This is a genomic window from Undibacterium sp. GW821-FHT07F11 (assembly GCF_059418665.1).
In genome coordinates, this window is the sequence record NZ_JBWKQH010000009.1 from 195194 (window position 1) to 213294 (window position 18101).

At 49.8% G+C, this 18101-nt stretch carries 17 protein-coding genes; 5 read left to right on the forward strand and 12 right to left on the reverse strand.

The annotated features are described in order from the left end of the window. Nucleotides 1-93 precede the first annotated feature (93 nt). The 3 genes from AC07OI_RS22260 to AC07OI_RS22270 form a co-directional block, all read right to left on the reverse strand. Nucleotides 94-627, reverse strand: coding sequence for a glycine zipper 2TM domain-containing protein (locus tag AC07OI_RS22260; RefSeq protein WP_495258733.1), 534 nt, complete (start codon nucleotides 625-627; stop codon nucleotides 94-96). A 119-nt stretch (nucleotides 628-746) separates the two neighbouring features. Continuing rightward, nucleotides 747-1412 carry a hypothetical protein gene (locus tag AC07OI_RS22265; protein ID WP_492708155.1) on the reverse strand — a complete coding sequence of 222 codons (666 nt, stop codon included), beginning with the start codon at nucleotides 1410-1412 and terminating at the stop codon, nucleotides 747-749. A gap of 46 nt (nucleotides 1413-1458) precedes the next feature. Beyond that, complete coding sequence (locus tag AC07OI_RS22270; protein WP_495258734.1) at nucleotides 1459-1998, reverse strand: hypothetical protein; 540 nt, start codon at nucleotides 1996-1998, stop codon at nucleotides 1459-1461. A 62-nt stretch (nucleotides 1999-2060) separates the two neighbouring features. Between AC07OI_RS22270 and AC07OI_RS22275 the strand changes: the two genes are divergently transcribed. Continuing rightward, a complete protein-coding gene (locus tag AC07OI_RS22275; RefSeq protein ID WP_492708159.1) occupies nucleotides 2061-3059 on the forward strand; it encodes a type II secretion system F family protein in 999 nt (332 codons plus the stop codon). 56 nt (nucleotides 3060-3115) lie between these two features. Here AC07OI_RS22275 and AC07OI_RS22280 read toward each other — a convergent pair whose 3' ends face one another. The 4 genes from AC07OI_RS22280 to AC07OI_RS22295 form a co-directional block, all read right to left on the reverse strand. Continuing rightward, a complete protein-coding gene (locus tag AC07OI_RS22280) occupies nucleotides 3116-4063 on the reverse strand; it encodes an MBL fold metallo-hydrolase (RefSeq protein ID WP_495258735.1) in 948 nt (315 codons plus the stop codon). 160 nt (nucleotides 4064-4223) lie between these two features. After that, nucleotides 4224-4994 carry a hypothetical protein gene (locus AC07OI_RS22285; RefSeq protein WP_492708163.1) on the reverse strand — a complete coding sequence of 257 codons (771 nt, stop codon included), beginning with the start codon at nucleotides 4992-4994 and terminating at the stop codon, nucleotides 4224-4226. Between the two features lie 403 nt (nucleotides 4995-5397). Then, nucleotides 5398-5889: an NUDIX hydrolase gene (locus AC07OI_RS22290; protein WP_492708164.1), complete on the reverse strand. Its 492-nt coding sequence runs from the start codon at nucleotides 5887-5889 to the stop codon at nucleotides 5398-5400. Nucleotides 5890-5927: 38 nt separating this feature from the next. Then, nucleotides 5928-6404 carry an Lrp/AsnC family transcriptional regulator gene (locus tag AC07OI_RS22295; protein WP_492708165.1) on the reverse strand — a complete coding sequence of 159 codons (477 nt, stop codon included), beginning with the start codon at nucleotides 6402-6404 and terminating at the stop codon, nucleotides 5928-5930. Nucleotides 6405-6830: 426 nt separating this feature from the next. On the opposite strand from AC07OI_RS22295, the gene kynU reads away from it, so the two are divergent. Both kynU and kynA read left to right on the forward strand, forming a co-directional pair. Continuing rightward, nucleotides 6831-8087, forward strand: a complete 1257-nt coding sequence (gene kynU / locus AC07OI_RS22300; RefSeq protein ID WP_492708166.1) for a kynureninase — start codon at nucleotides 6831-6833, stop codon at nucleotides 8085-8087. Nucleotides 8088-8205: 118 nt separating this feature from the next. Continuing rightward, a complete protein-coding gene (gene kynA / locus AC07OI_RS22305) occupies nucleotides 8206-9057 on the forward strand; it encodes a tryptophan 2,3-dioxygenase (RefSeq protein WP_492708168.1) in 852 nt (283 codons plus the stop codon). Nucleotides 9058-9070: 13 nt separating this feature from the next. On the opposite strand, the gene AC07OI_RS22310 is transcribed toward kynA, so the two are convergent. Next, a complete protein-coding gene (locus AC07OI_RS22310; RefSeq protein ID WP_495258736.1) occupies nucleotides 9071-9610 on the reverse strand; it encodes an alpha-ketoglutarate-dependent dioxygenase AlkB in 540 nt (179 codons plus the stop codon). A 144-nt stretch (nucleotides 9611-9754) separates the two neighbouring features. Beyond that, on the reverse strand, nucleotides 9755-13984 hold the full coding sequence (locus tag AC07OI_RS22315; RefSeq protein ID WP_495258737.1) for a hypothetical protein: 4230 nt from the start codon (nucleotides 13982-13984) through the stop codon (nucleotides 9755-9757). Between the two features lie 405 nt (nucleotides 13985-14389). Here AC07OI_RS22315 and AC07OI_RS22320 point away from each other — a divergent pair, with 405 nt between their 5' ends. Both AC07OI_RS22320 and AC07OI_RS22325 read left to right on the forward strand, forming a co-directional pair. Continuing rightward, entirely contained in the window at nucleotides 14390-14662 is a 273-nt protein-coding gene (locus tag AC07OI_RS22320; RefSeq protein ID WP_495258738.1) for a hypothetical protein, read from the forward strand. A gap of 256 nt (nucleotides 14663-14918) precedes the next feature. Beyond that, on the forward strand, nucleotides 14919-16091 hold the full coding sequence (locus AC07OI_RS22325) for a serine hydrolase domain-containing protein (protein WP_495258739.1): 1173 nt from the start codon (nucleotides 14919-14921) through the stop codon (nucleotides 16089-16091). A 17-nt stretch (nucleotides 16092-16108) separates the two neighbouring features. On the opposite strand, the gene AC07OI_RS22330 is transcribed toward AC07OI_RS22325, so the two are convergent. The 3 genes from AC07OI_RS22330 to AC07OI_RS22340 all read right to left on the reverse strand — a co-directional run bounded on the left by AC07OI_RS22330 (nucleotide 16109) and on the right by AC07OI_RS22340 (nucleotide 18075). After that, nucleotides 16109-16480, reverse strand: coding sequence for a hypothetical protein (locus tag AC07OI_RS22330; protein WP_492708177.1), 372 nt, complete (start codon nucleotides 16478-16480; stop codon nucleotides 16109-16111). A 92-nt stretch (nucleotides 16481-16572) separates the two neighbouring features. Continuing rightward, nucleotides 16573-16965 carry an MAPEG family protein gene (locus tag AC07OI_RS22335; protein WP_492708178.1) on the reverse strand — a complete coding sequence of 131 codons (393 nt, stop codon included), beginning with the start codon at nucleotides 16963-16965 and terminating at the stop codon, nucleotides 16573-16575. Nucleotides 16966-17115: 150 nt separating this feature from the next. Continuing rightward, nucleotides 17116-18075 carry a ribonuclease Z gene (locus tag AC07OI_RS22340; protein WP_495258740.1) on the reverse strand — a complete coding sequence of 320 codons (960 nt, stop codon included), beginning with the start codon at nucleotides 18073-18075 and terminating at the stop codon, nucleotides 17116-17118. Between the last annotated feature and the right edge of the window lie 26 nt (nucleotides 18076-18101).

Consider the following 18101-nt stretch of genomic DNA (forward strand, 5'->3'; position numbering starts at 1 on the left):
AATACGCTAATGCGCATTAATTTAAAACGGAGTGCCAGCGTTAACGCCGGCATTCCGTTCGTATCATGGATTACTTAAAATCTTAAAATCCTGTTATGGATTTCTTTTCGCTACTTCATTACCTACATAACCACCACCAACAGCGCCAGCAATAGTAGCCAGCGTGCGGCCGTTACCATTACCTATCTGGCTACCAACCAAACCACCGATTACTGCACCAACACCTATACCAACCGGGCTATTCTTTGCCTGCGCTGGCTGTGTTTGATAATTTCTGACAGGCTGATGATGGGCGCTGCTTTGAACAACCCTGGCTGGTGCTGGCGCAGGATAATTATTTTGCGCAGTATTTGGATACTGTGGGCTTGCATACTGAGGACTCGCATAATTAGCCGCTGGTTGATTTCCAGTATTGGCAACCGGCATGGCAGTATTGACTGCGGGACTCATCAAATTGGCATTGCTGCCCATGGCAGGCACAGCATTACTGGCCGGCGTTGCCGTGCTGTGGGAACTTGGCAGCACGCCTGTGAGAGCAGCAGCGCCCAAGAGGCTCACCAGTATGACTGAGCATGCAGCACCCGCTACCAAGGGGTGTATGCGTTTGCTGGCATTGGCTAATTCCATGTCGATCTCCTTCAGTTTAACAATGACTCATGCTCCAACAACGCATGAGGCTATTAAAAAGGAGACATGAATAATGTTACGCAGGTAAGCAAATGTAACCTGAGGATATACAGCTTAGATTAACAGCCAGTGCTTTTGCGTGTGGCCACAAGTTTCAACAACTCACCTTTTGCCGCCTGCCCCGACAAATACAGCCGCAGTTCTGTGACGTTATAGTGATTTGAGGTATCGATGATGAAATCGAGTTTGCCATCATGATCAAGATCTCCCACCCAGATCAGGCGGGCATTATTGTCTTCCTTGTTTTCGACATAGTCGAACAGATATTGTTCAGTGCCAGCATATTTGAGGTAGATTTTACCTTCGCGGTTTTGCAGACTATATGCATTGCCTTGCAGGTGCATCAGTCTTTCCTGCCCTAGTGACGGTAAGGTCGATAACTCGAATTCTTCGTCTATGGACCCGCTGACCAGCCTGACCTCGTCCGAGACACTAACTGCGCCCGCCTTCAAACCCGGGTCAGACAACAACATCCTGACATTGGATGTGTTTGCAGTCACCCTTATGCCCTCTCCGCTGATGGGGTCAGGTATTTTCTTGAAGCTGGGTTTGACCGCCACCAGACGCCAGCGCTTGTCTGTCTGCTGTAAACCCAGCCATGGGCCAGTCTTGCCGACCTTGGCTTCGCTGGCATGATAATCCTGCAGTTCAAGTATTTCGGAAGCCTGGACGTGCCAGACACAGGTCATGCATAAAACTGTAAAAGCTAATTTTGCGATGGACATCAGGTTCTCCTGTTTATTTTCAGTATTAAAATCCCGTTATCAGCATCTATTTTTTTGTGTACAGGCCATCAAAAGCAATTACCCATATACCCTTGGCGTCAGTGGACTCCCATAATTGGCGTACAGACCCGTTCGCATTTGGTGTCCAGGTGATACGGTGCAAAATTTTATGTCCCTCAGGAGCGAGGTTTTGCCCTTCCAGTACCATTTTACCGTCCTGCAAGCGCCCTTCAAGTAATAACAAGGTACCGCTATTATCTACCCAGCTCTGGTGCCAGACTTTACGCGGCACATCATAGATATTCAAGCTTTCGCCACTATAACCGCGCCCGGTGGTATAGCGCTCGTGGATGACGCAACCATCGTATTCACGCTTGATACTATTCGTTCCAGCCAGTTTGCCGTCAGGAGTATGCACCTGCCATTCCCCCAGCCAAAAGTCAAATTCACGCATGGCAGGATGAGTGCAGACCAAAGTGATAACATTCGCGGCACTGGCAGCAGTTGCACCAGCCAATCCCAATCCTACTCCCAGGCTGGCGGCCAGGTGCAGCAACAAACGCTGTACCCTCAACAAAGTACGCATAGGCTTCTCCAGTTGCATAGCAAGGAATTTTTTCTAGTTTAATCCATGGCACAATAGCATGCATGAAAAATAAGTCACAACTGGCCCTACCCTACCGCATACGTGCAGACTTACTGCAACAACTGGCTGCATTAAGCCATGCGGGCATCCCGGCGCTGCAGGCCCTGCCCATGATCAAATTACCTGCGCCGTACCAAAGCAGGATGGTAGAAACCCTGCGAACCGTTAAACGCGGCAAAAACCTGGCCGATGCTGGTTTGCAAAGCGGCCTGTGGACGCCACTGGAAGCAGGTTTGCTGCAGGCCGCACTGGCTGCTGGCGACCCAACACCCACCTACCGCCACCTGGCCAGCTACTATGAAGAAAAGGCGCAACAAATTGCCACGATCAGATCAGGCATGATGCGCCCCGTTCTGATGGGTATACTGGCCTTATTTATTCCTCCCTTGCCACAACTGGTTGCCGGCTCATTAAGTATGGCGGCTTATCTCTGGCATGCTGCACGCAGCATTCTGCTAGCCGTGGGTTTGGTCGCTGGCGGTATTTATGCTTATAGACGCTTCCAGATGCGCCCGGCGGACGCACCTGCATCCTGGCTGGATAAGGTATTACTATCCCTGCCCGTTTTGGGCAAAATGCACAAGCGCCGCAATCTTTGCGATTTCTGGCAAACCATGGCTCTGCTGCTGGAAGCAGGTCTGCCCATGTTCGACGCCTTGCCACTGGGTTTGCAAGGTGCCAGCAATGTTTTATTAAGACGCGAACTCGCACGCATTTTGCCACGCATGCAAAAAGGCGCAACACTGGCAGAAGCTGTGCGAGCCCTACCCGACATCGTCGACGACACCTTGCTGGGCTTGATACAAACCGGCGAAGCCAGTGGCACATTACCCGAAATGCTATCCCGCTATGCCAAAGGGGAAAACGCCAGTCTGGCGCTGCAACAAAAGCAGGTGGCAGAATGGATACCCAGAATAGCCTACGCCCTGATAGCTTCAGTCATTGCTTACGGTATTTTAAAGAGCGGTGCTTTTAGCCCACGTGTGCCTGCAGATCTTTAGAACTCATCTATATAAACGCGGAAGACTACATGGCTCAATGCAGGTCTCCCCAAAATTTATTTGCCACCGACGATGATACGTTGCATATCGTTGGCAAACAAAATGGTGCCTGCATAATTCTTGCGTATTGCCGCAGTGCTTTCCATCTCATGTCCAAGAGTACGTTTCATCCGGTGTGACAAGACCAGTTTGCCAGCTTTGGCGGTGCCAGCGATGCGACCAATTTCTGTTGGCATCATGTGCAGTAGACGGGCGACTTCATCAGGATCATTTTCGCGGGCGGCATTATGTGCAACCAGTACATCTGCACCTAGTGCCAGTTGATCCAGCGCCTGATCGGTATTGCTGGTATCGCCACTGAAAGTGATACTACAACCCTTGCTTTCCACTCGCCACGCCAATGAAGGCACAGTCCCATGCAAGACGCTGACGGCACTGACCGTCAGACTTTCATCAATATCGTAGCGCTTGATTTCTTTAGGTTTGAGACCCACCTCTTCAAGTTCCATTTTGAACTGGCTGCTGACATCAGGGTCTGCATAATCTGCCAGATAGGCATAAGCACCCGTTTCACGATTAAACAGGGCATGCATGAATTCTTTTATCCCCGGAAAAACACTTCGCTTGGGTGGGCCAAAAACACGCAGCTCTTTATCATAGCCAGCAAATGGCAGACCTTTGACCAGCGCAGGAAAATCCGCCGTGTGATCAACATGAAAATGCGAGAAAAGCACCGCATCCAGCTCAGCCGGATTGGCGCCGGATTTTTCATAATTCAGTGCAGCACCACTGCCAAAATCTATCAGTATCCTGGCCTTTTGCTCTACCCAGACCAGGTAAGAAGTAGAGGCACGCTGATCACTGAGTTCTGGCCCGCCGGAACCCAGCACTTGCACTACCAGCTTACCGGGCTGACAGATAGCCAGCACACAGGAACTGATAAGTAAGAGACTGGCGCCAAGGATGGATTGAACAAGACGAATGGGACGCGAAAGACATGGCATGACGGGCTCCGCAAACTTGTATGTGACTTACAAATTGTGGCAGAAAGCTATCATGAGCACCAGAGCAGATTTGCATTAATGCATAACTGAAACAGGGAAGGCAAAAAATCTGTCTTCCCATATTTTCAACAATCGTTGAAATTACTCAGGCAGCAAGTATTTATTTCGATTTGCCCGCTGAGTTGTTGTCAGTAGCAGCAGAGACAGCTGTGTTCTGGCCATTCTTTTCTTGTGCATTTTTTGTCGCATTAGCCGAGCGACTACTACGCCATGCATCAAATTCAGTAGAGAATTTTTGATAGCGCTCCCTGCGCCAGTCTTCATAATCATTATCGAGTGCTTCAATTTGTTGATTACGCCATTGATGATAATCTGGATCGAAGTGGCCGCCTTGCTGTGCATGACGGCTATCTTCATATCCGCCACGTGTCACTTGCTGGCTATTGCCACGGTCATATCTATCGTAGCCGCCCGCATTCAATCGTGGATAGGTGTTGGGATTGCGGTCATATTGGTCAAAGTCATTCGGATAATAACGACCATCATTGGCCTGGTTGCCATACCAATCCTGGTTGGACTGCTGACCGTAAGAACGCCCCGGCTGACCGGCATTCTGACGGTCATATTGATCCGGGTAATAACGCCCCTGGCCATTCTGGTTCAGATAGCGCTGATCTTGTTGACGACCACCATCCAGATCATATTGACCATCATATTGACCGTCATAGAAACCTTGCAAACCGGCATTGCGGTTTTGCATTTGTTCACGCCCGGCATCATTCGCGTGATGGGAATATCCGTGACGTGTATCCTGACCGAAGTCATTCTGATGGCCGTAAGTATCATGACGACTACCGGTGTTGACGTGGTGTGTTTTGATCTGGCGATCGCGGTCTTGGAAAGAATTGTCTTGTTGACGTCCGTTTTTCATATAAATCTCCTGAATACTGATTAAACAATACGATGCGCGAAATGCGCATGAGAATATTGAAATTACTAAGAACCTGTACGCGCTTTGTCGCCAAATACAGGATGCTGTAAGCTCAAAACAATAAAAAGGGATGGCCAGAAACTCTCGCGAATATTGGCGTATTTTTTATGTCCTGCTAAGTTTTATTACTTTGAACATACTGGGCACAGTGTAATCAGAACAGCAATTTATACGTATCGGACCAGTCCTAAAAAACTGTAAGACATGACTGTCGGACAGGTAAATTTAGAATTGCAGGTGAAATAAATCCGATGCAGATCAGAATTAATTGGTACTCAAGCCATGCTGAGCTGGATGAGTTTGAGGTTTGTTCCTTGAATAATCCTACATCAGGTGATCATGCTCAGACCGATTGCGCACCAGTACTTTCTTCATGCACCATGTGCTGCATATGCAGATCAGACTCGGCCAATGCTTGAGCTAAAAACGAAGGGCGTATATCGAGTGTCGTCAGCTCCGCTCGCTCAAACCACTTAAAGGTCAATTTCAAATCTCCTTCATTACCTATATATGGGCCTGCAGTTGTCAAGAGACGCGAATCAGGCGAAAGACGAACTAAAAAATACAAACCCAGTTCATGATGTTTTTGCCCCCGGTATTCAAAAAAATTCTCTACCGTCCACAAGAATTTCTCGCAAGTCACCTGTTCTGATAATTCTTCCTGCATTTCGCGCACCACAGTGGTCGCAGCTTGTTCACCAGCATCGACACGTCCACCTGGCACACACCAGAATGCATCGCCTTCGATCTTATGCAAAAGCACCTTGTCACCATCCAGAATGATGGCAGCAGCCCGCAGGTTATAGCGGTATTCATCAATGTCAAAAGAAATCATGGCTTGAACATGGAAATGTTGATCTGGCCCAGTCTGGTTTATTCGGCCACCAGCAAACTGGTGGCAATCTGCTGTGTGTCCTTCAATGTCTGCAGCACGATGTTTGAACGTATATCAAGCACACCCGTGGTTTTATACAAACGTTCGAGCACAAATGCTGAGTAATGCTTTAGATTACGGGCACGTACGCGCAAGAGGTAATTGGCATCCCCGGTGATGATATAAGACCCGATTACTTCCGGCCATTGTTGCAGGGCCTGCGAGAAATTCTCATGCCATTGCTCTACATCGCGGCGCATGGTGACCTGGACAAAGGCATCGACTTCCAGCCCAACAGCCGCAGCATCAATGACTGCACAATAATGATGGATGATGCCCGCGTCTTCCAGCATGCGCACGCGACGCAGGCAGGATGATGGGGACAGGAATACTTTGTCCGCCAGTTCCTGGTTACTGATACGGCCATCAGTCTGCAATTGCTGGAGGATTTTCAGATCGGTGGCGTCAAGTTGCATATTTCCTTTTAAGCTTAAGAATAAACTTCTCAGAACGAAGGCAAGGTAAAAAGAAAGCCCGCTTGCAAACGACATTTCCTTACTTTGTGGCGAGTGTTTTTTTAATCTATCATTACCAAGAGCATAAAAACAAGAAATTGTAAAAACAAAAACAAATTGACGCCTTTGCGCGATGCACAAACCCATCAATGCATTTTATATCAAAATTTTAAATATAATTCGCAGAATATTCTATTAATTCTAGTTTTCATGCTGCAATTTGCAAGAAAAATTCAGGCAATCCGGCATAAAATCTCTGCATGTTTTCCCATGAGTCATTGCCTTCGGCGAGGCCGCCACTGGAGATGATGAATTGATTTGCCTGTCACTTAAACACGCCGGACTTGATGCATCTCCGGTATGGACCATATTGAGGAGCCTGTTGTAATGCCACAAACCGCCACCATCACCCGCAGCGATTGCGAAAAACTTGATCAGCAAGACTCGCTGGCCGCACTGCGTGAAGAATTTGATTTGCCTGCCGGTGTGATTTATCTCGACGGCAATTCTCTCGGTGCCCGCCCTAAGGCAGCGCTGCAAAGAGCACAAGATGTTATCACCCGCGAATGGGGAACAGATCTGATCAAGAGCTGGAATACTGCAGGCTGGTTCGATCTGCCATCCACTCTGGGTAACCAGCTTGCGCCACTGATTGGCGCTGAAGTCAATGAAGTGGTCGTCACCGACACGACATCGGTCAACCTGTTCAAGGCAATTGCTGCCGCGCTACAGATACAGGCTACTGACAGCAAACGCAAGACTATCATTACCGAGCGCAGCAACTTCCCTACCGATATCTACATGGCGGAAGGCATCACCCGCTGGCTGGATCGCGGTTATCAAATTCAGTTGATCGATTCACCAGATGAACTTCCACAAGTCATCAATGACAGCACGGCACTGGTCATGCTCACGCATGTGAATTATCGCACCGGCTATCTGCATGACATGGCAGCCGTCACTGCCCTTGCCCATCAGCACGGTGCACTGATTTTGTGGGATTTGGCACATTCTGCCGGTGCAGTACCTGTGCATCTCAATGCCGCAAATGCTGACTTTGCTGTTGGTTGCACTTACAAATACCTGAATGGTGGTCCCGGCTCACCAGCGTTTATCTGGGTGCCAGCACGCCATCAGGAAGCATTCCATCATCCATTGTCCGGCTGGTGGGGCCATGCCAGCCCCTTTGCCATGAGCCCTGGCTTTACCCCTACCCCAGGTATACGACGCGCCCTGTGTGGCACCCAACCTATCACCTCACTGGCCATGGTTGCCTGTGGACTGGATACTTTCGGCAAGACAGATATGCAGACCATACGCAAAAAATCGCTGGCACTGACTGATATGTTCATCGCCCTGGTAGAAACCCGCTGCGCAGCACATCCGCTGGAACTGGTTACCCCACGCCAGCACCAGCAACGCGGCAGTCAGGCCAGTTTCAAACACCCGCATGCCTATGCAGTGATACAGGCACTGATCAAGCGCGGCATCATCGGTGATTATCGAGAACCCGCCATCATGCGCTTTGGTTTCACACCTCTATACACCAGCTTCGTTGATGTATGGGATGCAGCAGAAGGCTTGCGCGATATTCTTGACAGCAAAGATTACGATGCAAATGCTGAACGTAATGCAGTGACTTGATTTAAGACCTCTCAACACAGAGGCAAAGAGGCTCACAGAGAAAACCTGGAAGAATTTTTTCTCCTCTGTGCCTCTTTGGATAATGGTTTTAAGCCTGGAAAATATTTAAGGAAACATCATGAGCAACAACGAACAAGCAGGCAAATGCCCCATGTCATGGCATGGCGCGCAACTCGATTTTAGTGAATCCATGAGCTATGGCGACTATCTGGGTCTGGACCAGATACTTACGGCCCAGCATCCACGCTCCCCCAATCACAATGAAATGCTGTTCATCATCCAGCATCAGACCAGCGAACTGTGGATCAAGCTGATGCTGCATGAGCTGCATGCAGTACGTCAGCACATACGCAGCAATGATCTGCCTCCAGCCTTCAAGATGCTGTCACGCGTTGCCCGCATCATGGATCAACTGGTGCATGCCTGGGATGTCTTGTCCACCATGACGCCTAGCGAATACACGGCAATACGCCCTTACCTTGGTGCTTCATCAGGCTTCCAGTCACATCAATACCGGGAGTTGGAATACCTGCTGGGCAACAAGAACGCCACCCTGATGACTGTACATGAGAGCAAACCCGAAGTGCACGCAACCCTGGATGCATCCTTGCGCACGCCCTCAATTTATGATGAAGCCATCATGCTCTTGTCACGCCAGGGTTTTGTCATTGATGCAGACCGCCTGCAACAGGACTGGTCACAAGGTGTAGTCGCCAATGAATCCGTCAAGGCAGCCTGGCTGCAAGTTTATCAAACACCAGAAAAATATTGGTCCTTGTACGAACTGGCAGAAAAACTGGTAGACATGGAGACCGCCTTCCGCATCTGGCGCTTCCGTCATGTGACTACGGTAGAACGCATCATCGGTTTCAAAGCTGGTACGGGTGGCACCGCAGGTGTCAGCTATTTGCGCAAGATGCTGGACGTGGTGTTGTTCCCGGAATTATTTTCTTTGCGGACGGCCTTATAAACATATGTGTTAGTCAAGGCTCTGTCGGAGCCTTGACTAACATTTTTCTGAAAGTCACACTAATCCGCTCACCTGATCCCGCCTCTTTGGGAATGGCATGTAGCCAGTCCTCTTGTATGTTCGCAGACATATACAGCAGGCTACCCGGCTGCAATGGATATAGAAATTTCTGGCTTTTATCTTGTTTTCTGCGATAGACAATATGACGCAAGCTGCCTAGCGAAATAATGGCAACCCCACTACCCTCCGCCAACTCATCAATCGAATCCGAATGAAAGCCCATGGCTGAATTGCCGTCAGTGTAAAAATTCAACAGGCAATTATTGGGAAGAAACCCCAATTCATTTTCCACAACCCTGCAGATTCTTTGCAAGAAATCTGGCATAGGCGCCGGCGCATACGATATTTGAGAATAATTATAGGCCACACCAAAGCTCGCTGTTTTGCGAGCGCGCATTCTTTCGTCCCAAATCACCTCGTTTTTCAGTTGATCAAATAAACTGTCAGGCGCGGAGAGGAAATCTGGTTTTAAATAAATTGAGGGTGCTTGCATGAGTATTTAAGAAATTTGATTGCGTCCTGATTTGATTCTGACTTCTCTGGAAAATAGGCAAATGATACTTAAGCGTACAAATGTTTTGCAATTCGAGGCGGGTAAATAAAGTCAGGCATAGCCAGCTATGCCTGACTTTATGCATTATTTTTGATTATCTGTTGTGCTTCCCTCTGCAAGCTCGGTATTGACAGCAACCTCAGGCGTGGCTATTTCAGCTTCCAGCACACGCTGCTTTTGCTTCCATAAGCTACCGCTGGCAAATGCGCCCCAGCCCCATTTCAACCAGGCCAGTAAGGACCAGGCCAGCCAAAGAGCCCACAACAGCATCAGGCCGCGATAGACCAGCATGGGGAGTGACAATACCCATGCTGTTTGCAGCTCTGCCGTTACCCTGTCCACATACCACACAAGATTATTGGCACTGGATCCATTACCGACGACCTGCATGTCTGGTTGCCCCAGCAAGCCGCTTTGCACGGCATCGAGCAAAATACACAGCATGATCAGGGTCAATACAGCCAGGCCAAGTTGACGCAGATTAAACTGCCATCTTGCAGTAAGGCCCTCCGCCGTTTTTTGGCGCTGGACAAAGGCAAAGAACCAGGCAACCACCAGGGCGGCGCTCCACCAGGCCACTTGCGTCAGTCCCAATGTCAACAACAACCATTGTCTGGTTGTGACGGGCAAGCCTGCATAGCGGCCAAGAACGACTGCAACCAGCAGCAAGACGATAAGTTTACCCCAGAACAAGATGGCAGGCCCCATGCCAGGGCCGCTTGCCAGCAATAGCCATCGATCACGTGGCAACTTCAGTTGCAGGTTATTGTTGACGCTAGCCTGCTGCAAATTGACAGTAGCCGTCGTATAGCTGGTACCAACGCCCTGATCCAGACGCCATTGCACTTCTATGTCTTGCACACCTGGCACGACCGGCAACACCAGTTGTCTGCCATTCGCACGCAATGGTCTGACCTGGTGGTTGATACTGACAAGTTGCAATGCAGCGCCTTCAGGCAGGTTCAGGGTATAGTCACCGCCACGGCTGCTACGCAAATGCAGTTTCAGTTGATAGTCAGTGGCACGGCTGCCAGGACTGACGATCAGGCGGCTTTCATCGATGGTCAGCGTCTGGCCGGGAATGGCTTGCGGACGTTCTATACTGATCGCTAAAGATTCTCCTGGCCATGGACGGAACACCAGATCAGCACCGTTCTCGCCATTATTAGCATCATTGGCCAAGGGCGGCAATCCAGTAGTACCCAGGTGCCAGATCCCCGAAGCAGCAATAATCCAGGTTTCCACCCAGTTGCTTTGCTGGCCAAGACTCAGCTTGAGCTGAGCGGTTTGTGGCAAATTCGAGCGCCACTCCACGCTATCACTTTGCGGTCCCAGATTAACAGCTACCTTGCCATCCTTGATATTCAGACCGGCGGTGGTGACAGCTTCGCCTGGTAACAAGGGGATTTGCGCCAGTACAGGCTGGCCCATAGGTGACAACCGTGAGACCGTGGTTTCGACTTGCCATTCCTTATCCAGTATCAAACGGCGCGTGACACGTAAAAAACTGGGCAGCGCGCTGGCTTCTGCCTTGTTGCTGGCTTTGATGCGACGATTGAATTGCAGAGTATCGGCAACACCTGAGTCGTCTGACAAACCGGCCACATCCCAGCCATCAGCATGAATATCGACATGTCTGGGTTTTTGCGGCAAAGGCAATTGCAAGGTATCACTTTGCATCAGCTCACCTGTTAGTTCTACCCTGTGCCGTCCTGCGGGTGCCAGCAACCAAATCGTGCCGTCATCACCGCGACGTATATAGGCAGGCTTGCCATCCAGTTGCGCCAGCGCGGGTAGCCAGTGCTTGAGACCACCAGGCAAAGGCAGGGCGACGTCAATCGCGGCATCAACATCCAGGCCCAGTCTGACGCTACTGCCATTGATTTGCACCATCATGCGTGAGATTTCTGCACAATCTGGCAGGCAGTCTGCCGGGCGCGTCAATTTTTGTTTTAACTCTTCCAGCTTTTCATTGTCCGGCATTTGCGCATGTGCAGACTCACTATATGTAGCGGACCAGGCAGTCAAGCTGCTCATCACCAGTATGGACACGGCTTTGCCCAAGCCGCGCCAGGACCATCTGCTTGCTACAGATGTACCGGCATCAGTCGGTCCCTGACCAGTCCCTCTTCTGAATTCACTCACACACATCAATAACAGCCCCAGCAAAATCAGACGCAGTACTACCAGCAATTTATTAGCCCAGGGCGGCAACAACCATAAATCCAGTTGTTGATCCTGTCTGACCGGGCCATCAAATATCAAGCGATGCGAACGCCAGTTCCAGGTCGGCAAACCCGGGCCGGTCTGTACTTTGGCATCTGGGTCCAGAGCCTGGTAGTTGGTAGATTGCGACCTGGAAAACACCTTGGGTTTGGCTGAGCTATATGATCTCATTGCATCGGCTTTAAGTCTGTCAGCAGCCTGTTGGACTGGCATATTTTCTTCCCTCATCACCGGGCTCCGCATTTTTGCCGGAGGTGGTGGCGGTGCTTCGGCGATGGTACTCCCCCCCTGCATTTCTGCATTGACTTCCGCCGGCATTGCTACCGGTGCAGCGGCAGGTGCTGGCGCTCCATCATATTGACTACGCTGATATAAATAGTCAGAAGCACCATCAGTTTCGAGTACGGGGTACAAGGCTGAACGCACCTGCTGTGTTGCAAATGACAGCGTCAGCAAGATCAACACCAGCAAACTGACTTGCTGCAGGCGTTTGATCCAAACTTGAAACCTGCTGGCTGGCAAAGCTCGCAAAATGGCTATCAGCACGAACAGCACTATCCATGAGTAACGTGGTGCATCTAGCTCTTGATAAGACAATACCAGGGCCAACAAGGCAAGCACACCCCATTGTTTACCCCATAATTTGCCTGCTGCCAGGGCAATCACCAATACCAGGAAAAAATCCAGCAAATTCCAGCGAGAAAGCCAGGCACCATCCGCCTTGTCGGCCCCGCCTGCGTGCAGCAGACGCCAGCCTGCAGGCAAGATCAGTTCTATGCCCAGCTTGTCAAAATCCTTTTGCCAGGTCACTGCGGACAGCTTGCGTGTGCTATTGCCAACCACACTGTCGGCACCCAGATCTATGCTTCCGCGCTGGACTTCTATACCTGCAAGTTTGTCATTGCCGCGCGTAATCAATTGATCCTGCCCAGACACACTGACACGTCCAAGTTGAGCGATATTGCCCATGGTCAGGCGGTTTGAGTGACTGATATCACCCTTGATCTGATCACTCATGGTGAGGGTAGAGCCATCAAAGCTCAACCACAGACGACGCTGCAAAGACAATTTATCCGGAGCTGGATCACTGTCACCACGGCGTATTTCTTTGAAACTGAATGTGCTGCCAGCATGCATGAGATAAGCTGGCAAGTTACGCCATTCTGGCGGCAAGGTGGTTTGTTGCGGGTCAACTGTGGATGGCCCTTCTATCGCCGCTGTACGTATCAATGGCGTTGCTTCATAAGACCAGACTTCTTCTTCCGCACCTTCAGGCAGGCTGAGGGTTTTGCCCGGGCCAGGCTGGCGTGCCAGCAAGCGTATCTCCCACTTGCCTGCCCTGACTTGTACTGTCATGCTACCGTCTGGTTTCAAGACTGCGGGTAAAGTTGACTTCAATTCCAGAGGTATCAGGTCTGGCAAAAGTGTGCGCCCCAGGTTTATCTCCCTGCCCTTGCCCGACACTTCAAGACGGATATAAGTTTCTACCGTAACGGGTACACCATCTGTGACTTTACGAAATGTCCGGAGCTGGATTTGTTCGCCACTATCTACGTCCGCTTTGCGTTGCAGCCATAACTGGTTACTTTCATCTCGTACCGGAAAACTCACAGGCTTGCCATTCAGATCCAGTTTCAATAAAGCGGCGCTTTGCGGCAGAGGTAAAAACTCTGGCACCACAGTCCATATAAATTTACCTGCCAGTTTGTGCGCACCATGTGTCAATTTAATGACGGGCATTTCATCGCGTGCAATAACTGCTTGCGGCTTGCCATCGACACTGACATCTTGTGGCCAGTGCTGGGCATTGCCCGGCAAATAAACCCAGGTATCACGATGTACCTGCAAGTCCTGGGTAAATGTCGCGCCCAATGCATTCACCTTCAGATCCAGCAAGCCTGGCCACACGCATTGTTTTTGACTTGCATCAGGGCCTTGCTGTGGGCAGCCAAAGTTTTCTATACCATCCATTGCCCATGGCACCCAGGTCTTCAGCAGGTCAGGTACAGCATTTAAGGGAAAGTCAGCGGCATGGCTGGCAAAACAGGTACATGCAATGAGTATGGCGGCGATGCAATTCTTCAGCATTCTGTATCCCTGATGGTTAAGATATGGTCGCATCAATTATAGTGATATATTTTGCAATAACCGCTTGCGCCAGAAAATTTTTTATTTAGCCTTAAATTCGACGTGAAAATCACTCTTCAGATCACTGCTTCAGTGCAAAAATTATGCATGACCTGTCTGATGCTGTTAGCAGCGTCACTACCGGTGGCTGATGCATTTGCGGCTGATCAGGCCAGGACAGACAGATATGACAATTCTGCTTACGGCTTCACCATTCAATTTCCGCATCGCCTCAATATATGCACAACCCCCGCGCCTGGGCCCAATCATGGTTTTGTTGCCCTGCTTCGTTCTGACTCATGCAGCGATGGAGTATTTGAACAAAAACCGCACCTGGAGCTATTTGTCAGATATGACGTGATCACCATGGCAAAGTCAACCGCAGAACTGACGGGCGAATTATGTGAGAACAAACCTGCACGGCACAGCAATATCCGCAGCGCCGGTCTGGTTGTCCATCAGTGTCAGGCAATACGCGTCGGTGAGCTGACTCTATGGCGCTATTTCTTCCTGCGCCCACAAAGAAATGGTGCGGGACAAATATATAGTCTTGATCTTTACTCTGACCCGTCACATGCGACACAGGATCAGTTACTGCAAAAAAATATACTGAGACAACTGAAATTCACCCGGAAATAATAATGCCATATCCATGACGTGCAAGCCGTTAATTGCAACAAGTTTCGCCATGTAATACCTGTCGCTTTATAAAGCTATACCTTGCACGAAAACATAGTCTATTGACAAATAAGTAGCGATACTGCGCCCGCGCTGTAGTGCATCTGTGCCTCTGCAACTCTGCATTCAAGAATGACAGAGGCTATACATGACGCTGCCAATTCCCGTTTCTTCCTTGAAGATACTGATCGCATACTTTTTAGATAGGACTATGCATATGCATTTGAATTCCAGATTGATTACTGCCTGCTTGTGCGGCATGCTAGCCGCTTGTGGTGGTGGTTCCAACTCCTCAGCACCCACGACTACTCAAGCGGTGGAAGTACAAAAACCGGCAGCATTATTATCTGGAGACGCCTTGCGTGCGGAGCTTGAGCGATTCCGCAGCAGTAATAACTTGCCTGCTGTTTCTGTAACTATCGTCAATCAAGACAAAGTAGAAAATGTCGTGGCAGGCACCAGACAAGTCAATGGTAGCCAAAATGTGCAAAGTACAGACTTGTTCCAGCTGGGCTCGCTGACGAAAGCCGCAACTGCCACCATGATAGGTCGCCTGGTAGAACAAAAGAAGATACGTTGGGATACGACAGTAGCAGAAACATTTCCAGCCTGGCGCACACAAATCCGTACCGAGTATCTGAACGTCACAATAGAACAATTACTGCGCCATCGTTCTGGTCTGCCGCGTGAAGTGAATGACGGCACCATAGAAAAAGCCTTGCCCTTGCTGACGGGTGACTTACTGGCAGACCGTCGTTCTCTCGCTGTCCTGTTGCTACAAGATGCTCCTGAATACCCGCCAAACAGCAAGATGCTGTATTCCAACATAGGTTATGCCCTGGCAGGCTTGATGGCAGAAGTTGCTGCTGGCGACAGCTATGAAAACCTGATGCAGAAAGAAGTGTTCGCGCCACTCAACATCAAAGGACGCTTTGGATTCCCTGAAGATGCGGGTGCCAATAATAATATTGGACATACCCTGGTCGCTGGCAACTGGAAAGCCACTCCAGCCGTGATCGATCCCCGCTATGCATTTTTTATCAATGCTGCCGGTGGCATGAATCTGAGCCTGGCCGACTACGGCGTTTTTTTGCGTGAACACCTGCGTGGCTTGCAAGGGCAAAGCAATTACCTGAATCAAGCCAATTTTCAATTGATGCATACACCTGTAGACAGCTATGGCCTGGGCTGGGGTGTCATGAACATCACGGGGCTGGGCAATGTCAGCGTACATAACGGCACAGAATTAACCTACTATGCCAGCAACAGAGTCATCCCCAGCAAGAACGTTGCGATTGCTATTGCCTGCAATTGCTATAACGAGACGACTATCAGCAAGCTGGATGATTTTGCTGACTCCCTGATGCTGCCGCTGATGCCTAAGCAATAGCAAATCTCAATACACCATCACGTATTATTTGTAGTCAGGAAACGCACCAATGCCAACGACAGTGCGAACACGTAGCCATTAATAAAACGCCCGAGCCGCAGACCTTGCCCATCACCCGCACGCCAGGCGGCAAAGGCTGCGGCCAGCAAACCCATCAATACCGGTGTCAAGATCAGATTGGCTATACGGCCCAGGCTATTATGGATAAAGGCTTGCGGAAATATCCATAAACTGACGAAGCCCGCCATGATGCCGAAGGCAATATAAATAATTGCAGTGACGATGGGTGACTGCGATTCACGCTCGCGCTTTCCTGCGCCTGAAGTAAATACTACTTCAAGAATCTCAAACACCAACTGCAATAGAACCTCAAAAATGAATTCAATCATGGCGCTTTATCTTTTTAAGAATGTCCAGGGCTTCGCTTCGATAGGATAGAAACCAGAATGACGAAGATCCTTACTTTGGCCGCAGCAACGGTCTAATGCGCCAGCAATTGCACAGCAACCATGGCCTGAGCTACAACACCAGCCAAAAAAGCCAGGGTACGAACCCAGGGTATGCCCAAGGTATAGCAGACCGCATGTACCAGACGGGCAGCAAAAAACAGCATGCTGGCATTGGCGACCATCGCATTGGAAATATTCGCAGCGTTTGCCAGCAGGACAAGAGTAGCAAACACCACCAGATTTTCTACTGCATTGCTATGCGCTTTCATCATGCGTACGGCCCATTTTGATTGCGGCTTGCCATTATCTGGATAGCCGACAGCGGCTAACAGGCCACAGGTCAGTACGCGGTCAAGAATATAGGGTATCCACAATACGCCAGTCAGTATGGTGACATAGCTCAGGTATAGCAATTCTGTTTTCATGCTCGCTCCTCGTCTCAGGTTGGACTATCGTTGACCGGTTGACCGGTTGACCATGATAGCCCTCCGGTGCCAGCGATTATGCTATGCCAACGAGCGCTTGTGCTTATTTCTTCAACAAGTTGGGCATTTGGCCCGAAATCACCACTTTTTTTAAGAAATCCTGCTTAATACTCCATTCTTGTCCAGGCGAAAACGTGCAAAATCCTCTGCCAGAAACAGATTACCCTGATAATTCGCCCTGGCCTCTGCCTCGATATCGCCTATGTAGGGTGATTTTTCACTGTCATGCTGATAGCGTGCGCTGAAGTGTGTCAACACCAGATTGGGCAAAGCAGCAGTAGCCGCAAAGCTGGCGATGGCAGCAGCAGAGCAGTGCTGGACACGTGCGCCAACCTTCTCTGCTACATCTTCTGTATAAGTCGCTTCATGCACCAGCACTTGTGCTTGTTGGCTCGCTTCCAGTAAAAGCCCGGGCTGGTCATTGTCACCACCGACGATGATGCTGCGCAAGGGATAGGGGTGATGCAAATAGTCGCGGCTGACCAGAGTTTTTCCATCGTGAATGACATCTTCACCTTTCTTCAAACGTCCCCACAATGGCCCTGCCTGTACTCCCTCAGCTTGCAATTTGGCCGTATTCAGCACCGCTACGGTATGGTTTTCGCTGAAGCGATAAGCATGTGTGGGCACACGGTGCGATAACTTGATTGCGTGGACATTCACTGCATGATCCTGCCACACATCCATATTCTCAACGTCCGTGAATACCAATTCATAGGGCAAGAAAGATTCTGACATCGCATGGGTTACCTGCAGCCAGTTTTGTATGCCTGCCGGTGCAATGATGTGCAGAGGAGTTTTACGACCATTCATGGCGGCGCTGGCCAGTAATCCCGGCAAGCCATAACAATGATCGCCATGTGCATGGGTAATAAAAATCGCCTGTAAACCGTGTACGGATAACGAGGTGTTCAATATCTGATGCTGGGTAGCCTCACCACAATCGACCAGATACCATTCACTGCCCTGATCTGGCAATAAAGCCAGGCCAGTGACATTACGTTGACGGGTTGGTGCACCTGCTGAGGTGCCTAAAAATAAAATATCCACGAATTCCTTAAACTTGATTCTCTGTT

Excerpts from the sequence above, each read along its gene's own strand:
- AC07OI_RS22285 (WP_492708163.1), bottom strand. The coding sequence starts at position 4,994 with ATGAAAAACGGACGTCAACAAGACAATTCTTTCCAAGACCGCGATCGC.
- AC07OI_RS22315 (WP_495258737.1), bottom strand. The coding sequence starts at position 13,984 with ATGCTGAAGAATTGCATCGCCGCCATACTCATTGCATGTACCTGTTTT.
- AC07OI_RS22310 (WP_495258736.1), bottom strand. The coding sequence starts at position 9,610 with ATGCAAGCACCCTCAATTTATTTAAAACCAGATTTCCTCTCCGCGCCT.
- AC07OI_RS22335 (WP_492708178.1), bottom strand. The coding sequence starts at position 16,965 with ATGAAAACAGAATTGCTATACCTGAGCTATGTCACCATACTGACTGGC.
- AC07OI_RS22265 (WP_492708155.1), bottom strand. The coding sequence starts at position 1,412 with ATGTCCATCGCAAAATTAGCTTTTACAGTTTTATGCATGACCTGTGTC.
- kynU (WP_492708166.1), top strand. The coding sequence starts at position 6,831 with ATGCCACAAACCGCCACCATCACCCGCAGCGATTGCGAAAAACTTGAT.
- kynA (WP_492708168.1), top strand. The coding sequence starts at position 8,206 with ATGAGCAACAACGAACAAGCAGGCAAATGCCCCATGTCATGGCATGGC.
- AC07OI_RS22295 (WP_492708165.1), bottom strand. The coding sequence starts at position 6,404 with ATGCAACTTGACGCCACCGATCTGAAAATCCTCCAGCAATTGCAGACT.
- AC07OI_RS22325 (WP_495258739.1), top strand. The coding sequence starts at position 14,919 with ATGCATTTGAATTCCAGATTGATTACTGCCTGCTTGTGCGGCATGCTA.
- AC07OI_RS22330 (WP_492708177.1), bottom strand. The coding sequence starts at position 16,480 with ATGATTGAATTCATTTTTGAGGTTCTATTGCAGTTGGTGTTTGAGATT.
- AC07OI_RS22290 (WP_492708164.1), bottom strand. The coding sequence starts at position 5,889 with ATGATTTCTTTTGACATTGATGAATACCGCTATAACCTGCGGGCTGCT.
- AC07OI_RS22270 (WP_495258734.1), bottom strand. The coding sequence starts at position 1,998 with ATGCGTACTTTGTTGAGGGTACAGCGTTTGTTGCTGCACCTGGCCGCC.
- AC07OI_RS22280 (WP_495258735.1), bottom strand. The coding sequence starts at position 4,063 with ATGCCATGTCTTTCGCGTCCCATTCGTCTTGTTCAATCCATCCTTGGC.
- AC07OI_RS22260 (WP_495258733.1), bottom strand. The coding sequence starts at position 627 with ATGGAATTAGCCAATGCCAGCAAACGCATACACCCCTTGGTAGCGGGT.
- AC07OI_RS22320 (WP_495258738.1), top strand. The coding sequence starts at position 14,390 with ATGGCAAAGTCAACCGCAGAACTGACGGGCGAATTATGTGAGAACAAA.
- AC07OI_RS22275 (WP_492708159.1), top strand. The coding sequence starts at position 2,061 with ATGAAAAATAAGTCACAACTGGCCCTACCCTACCGCATACGTGCAGAC.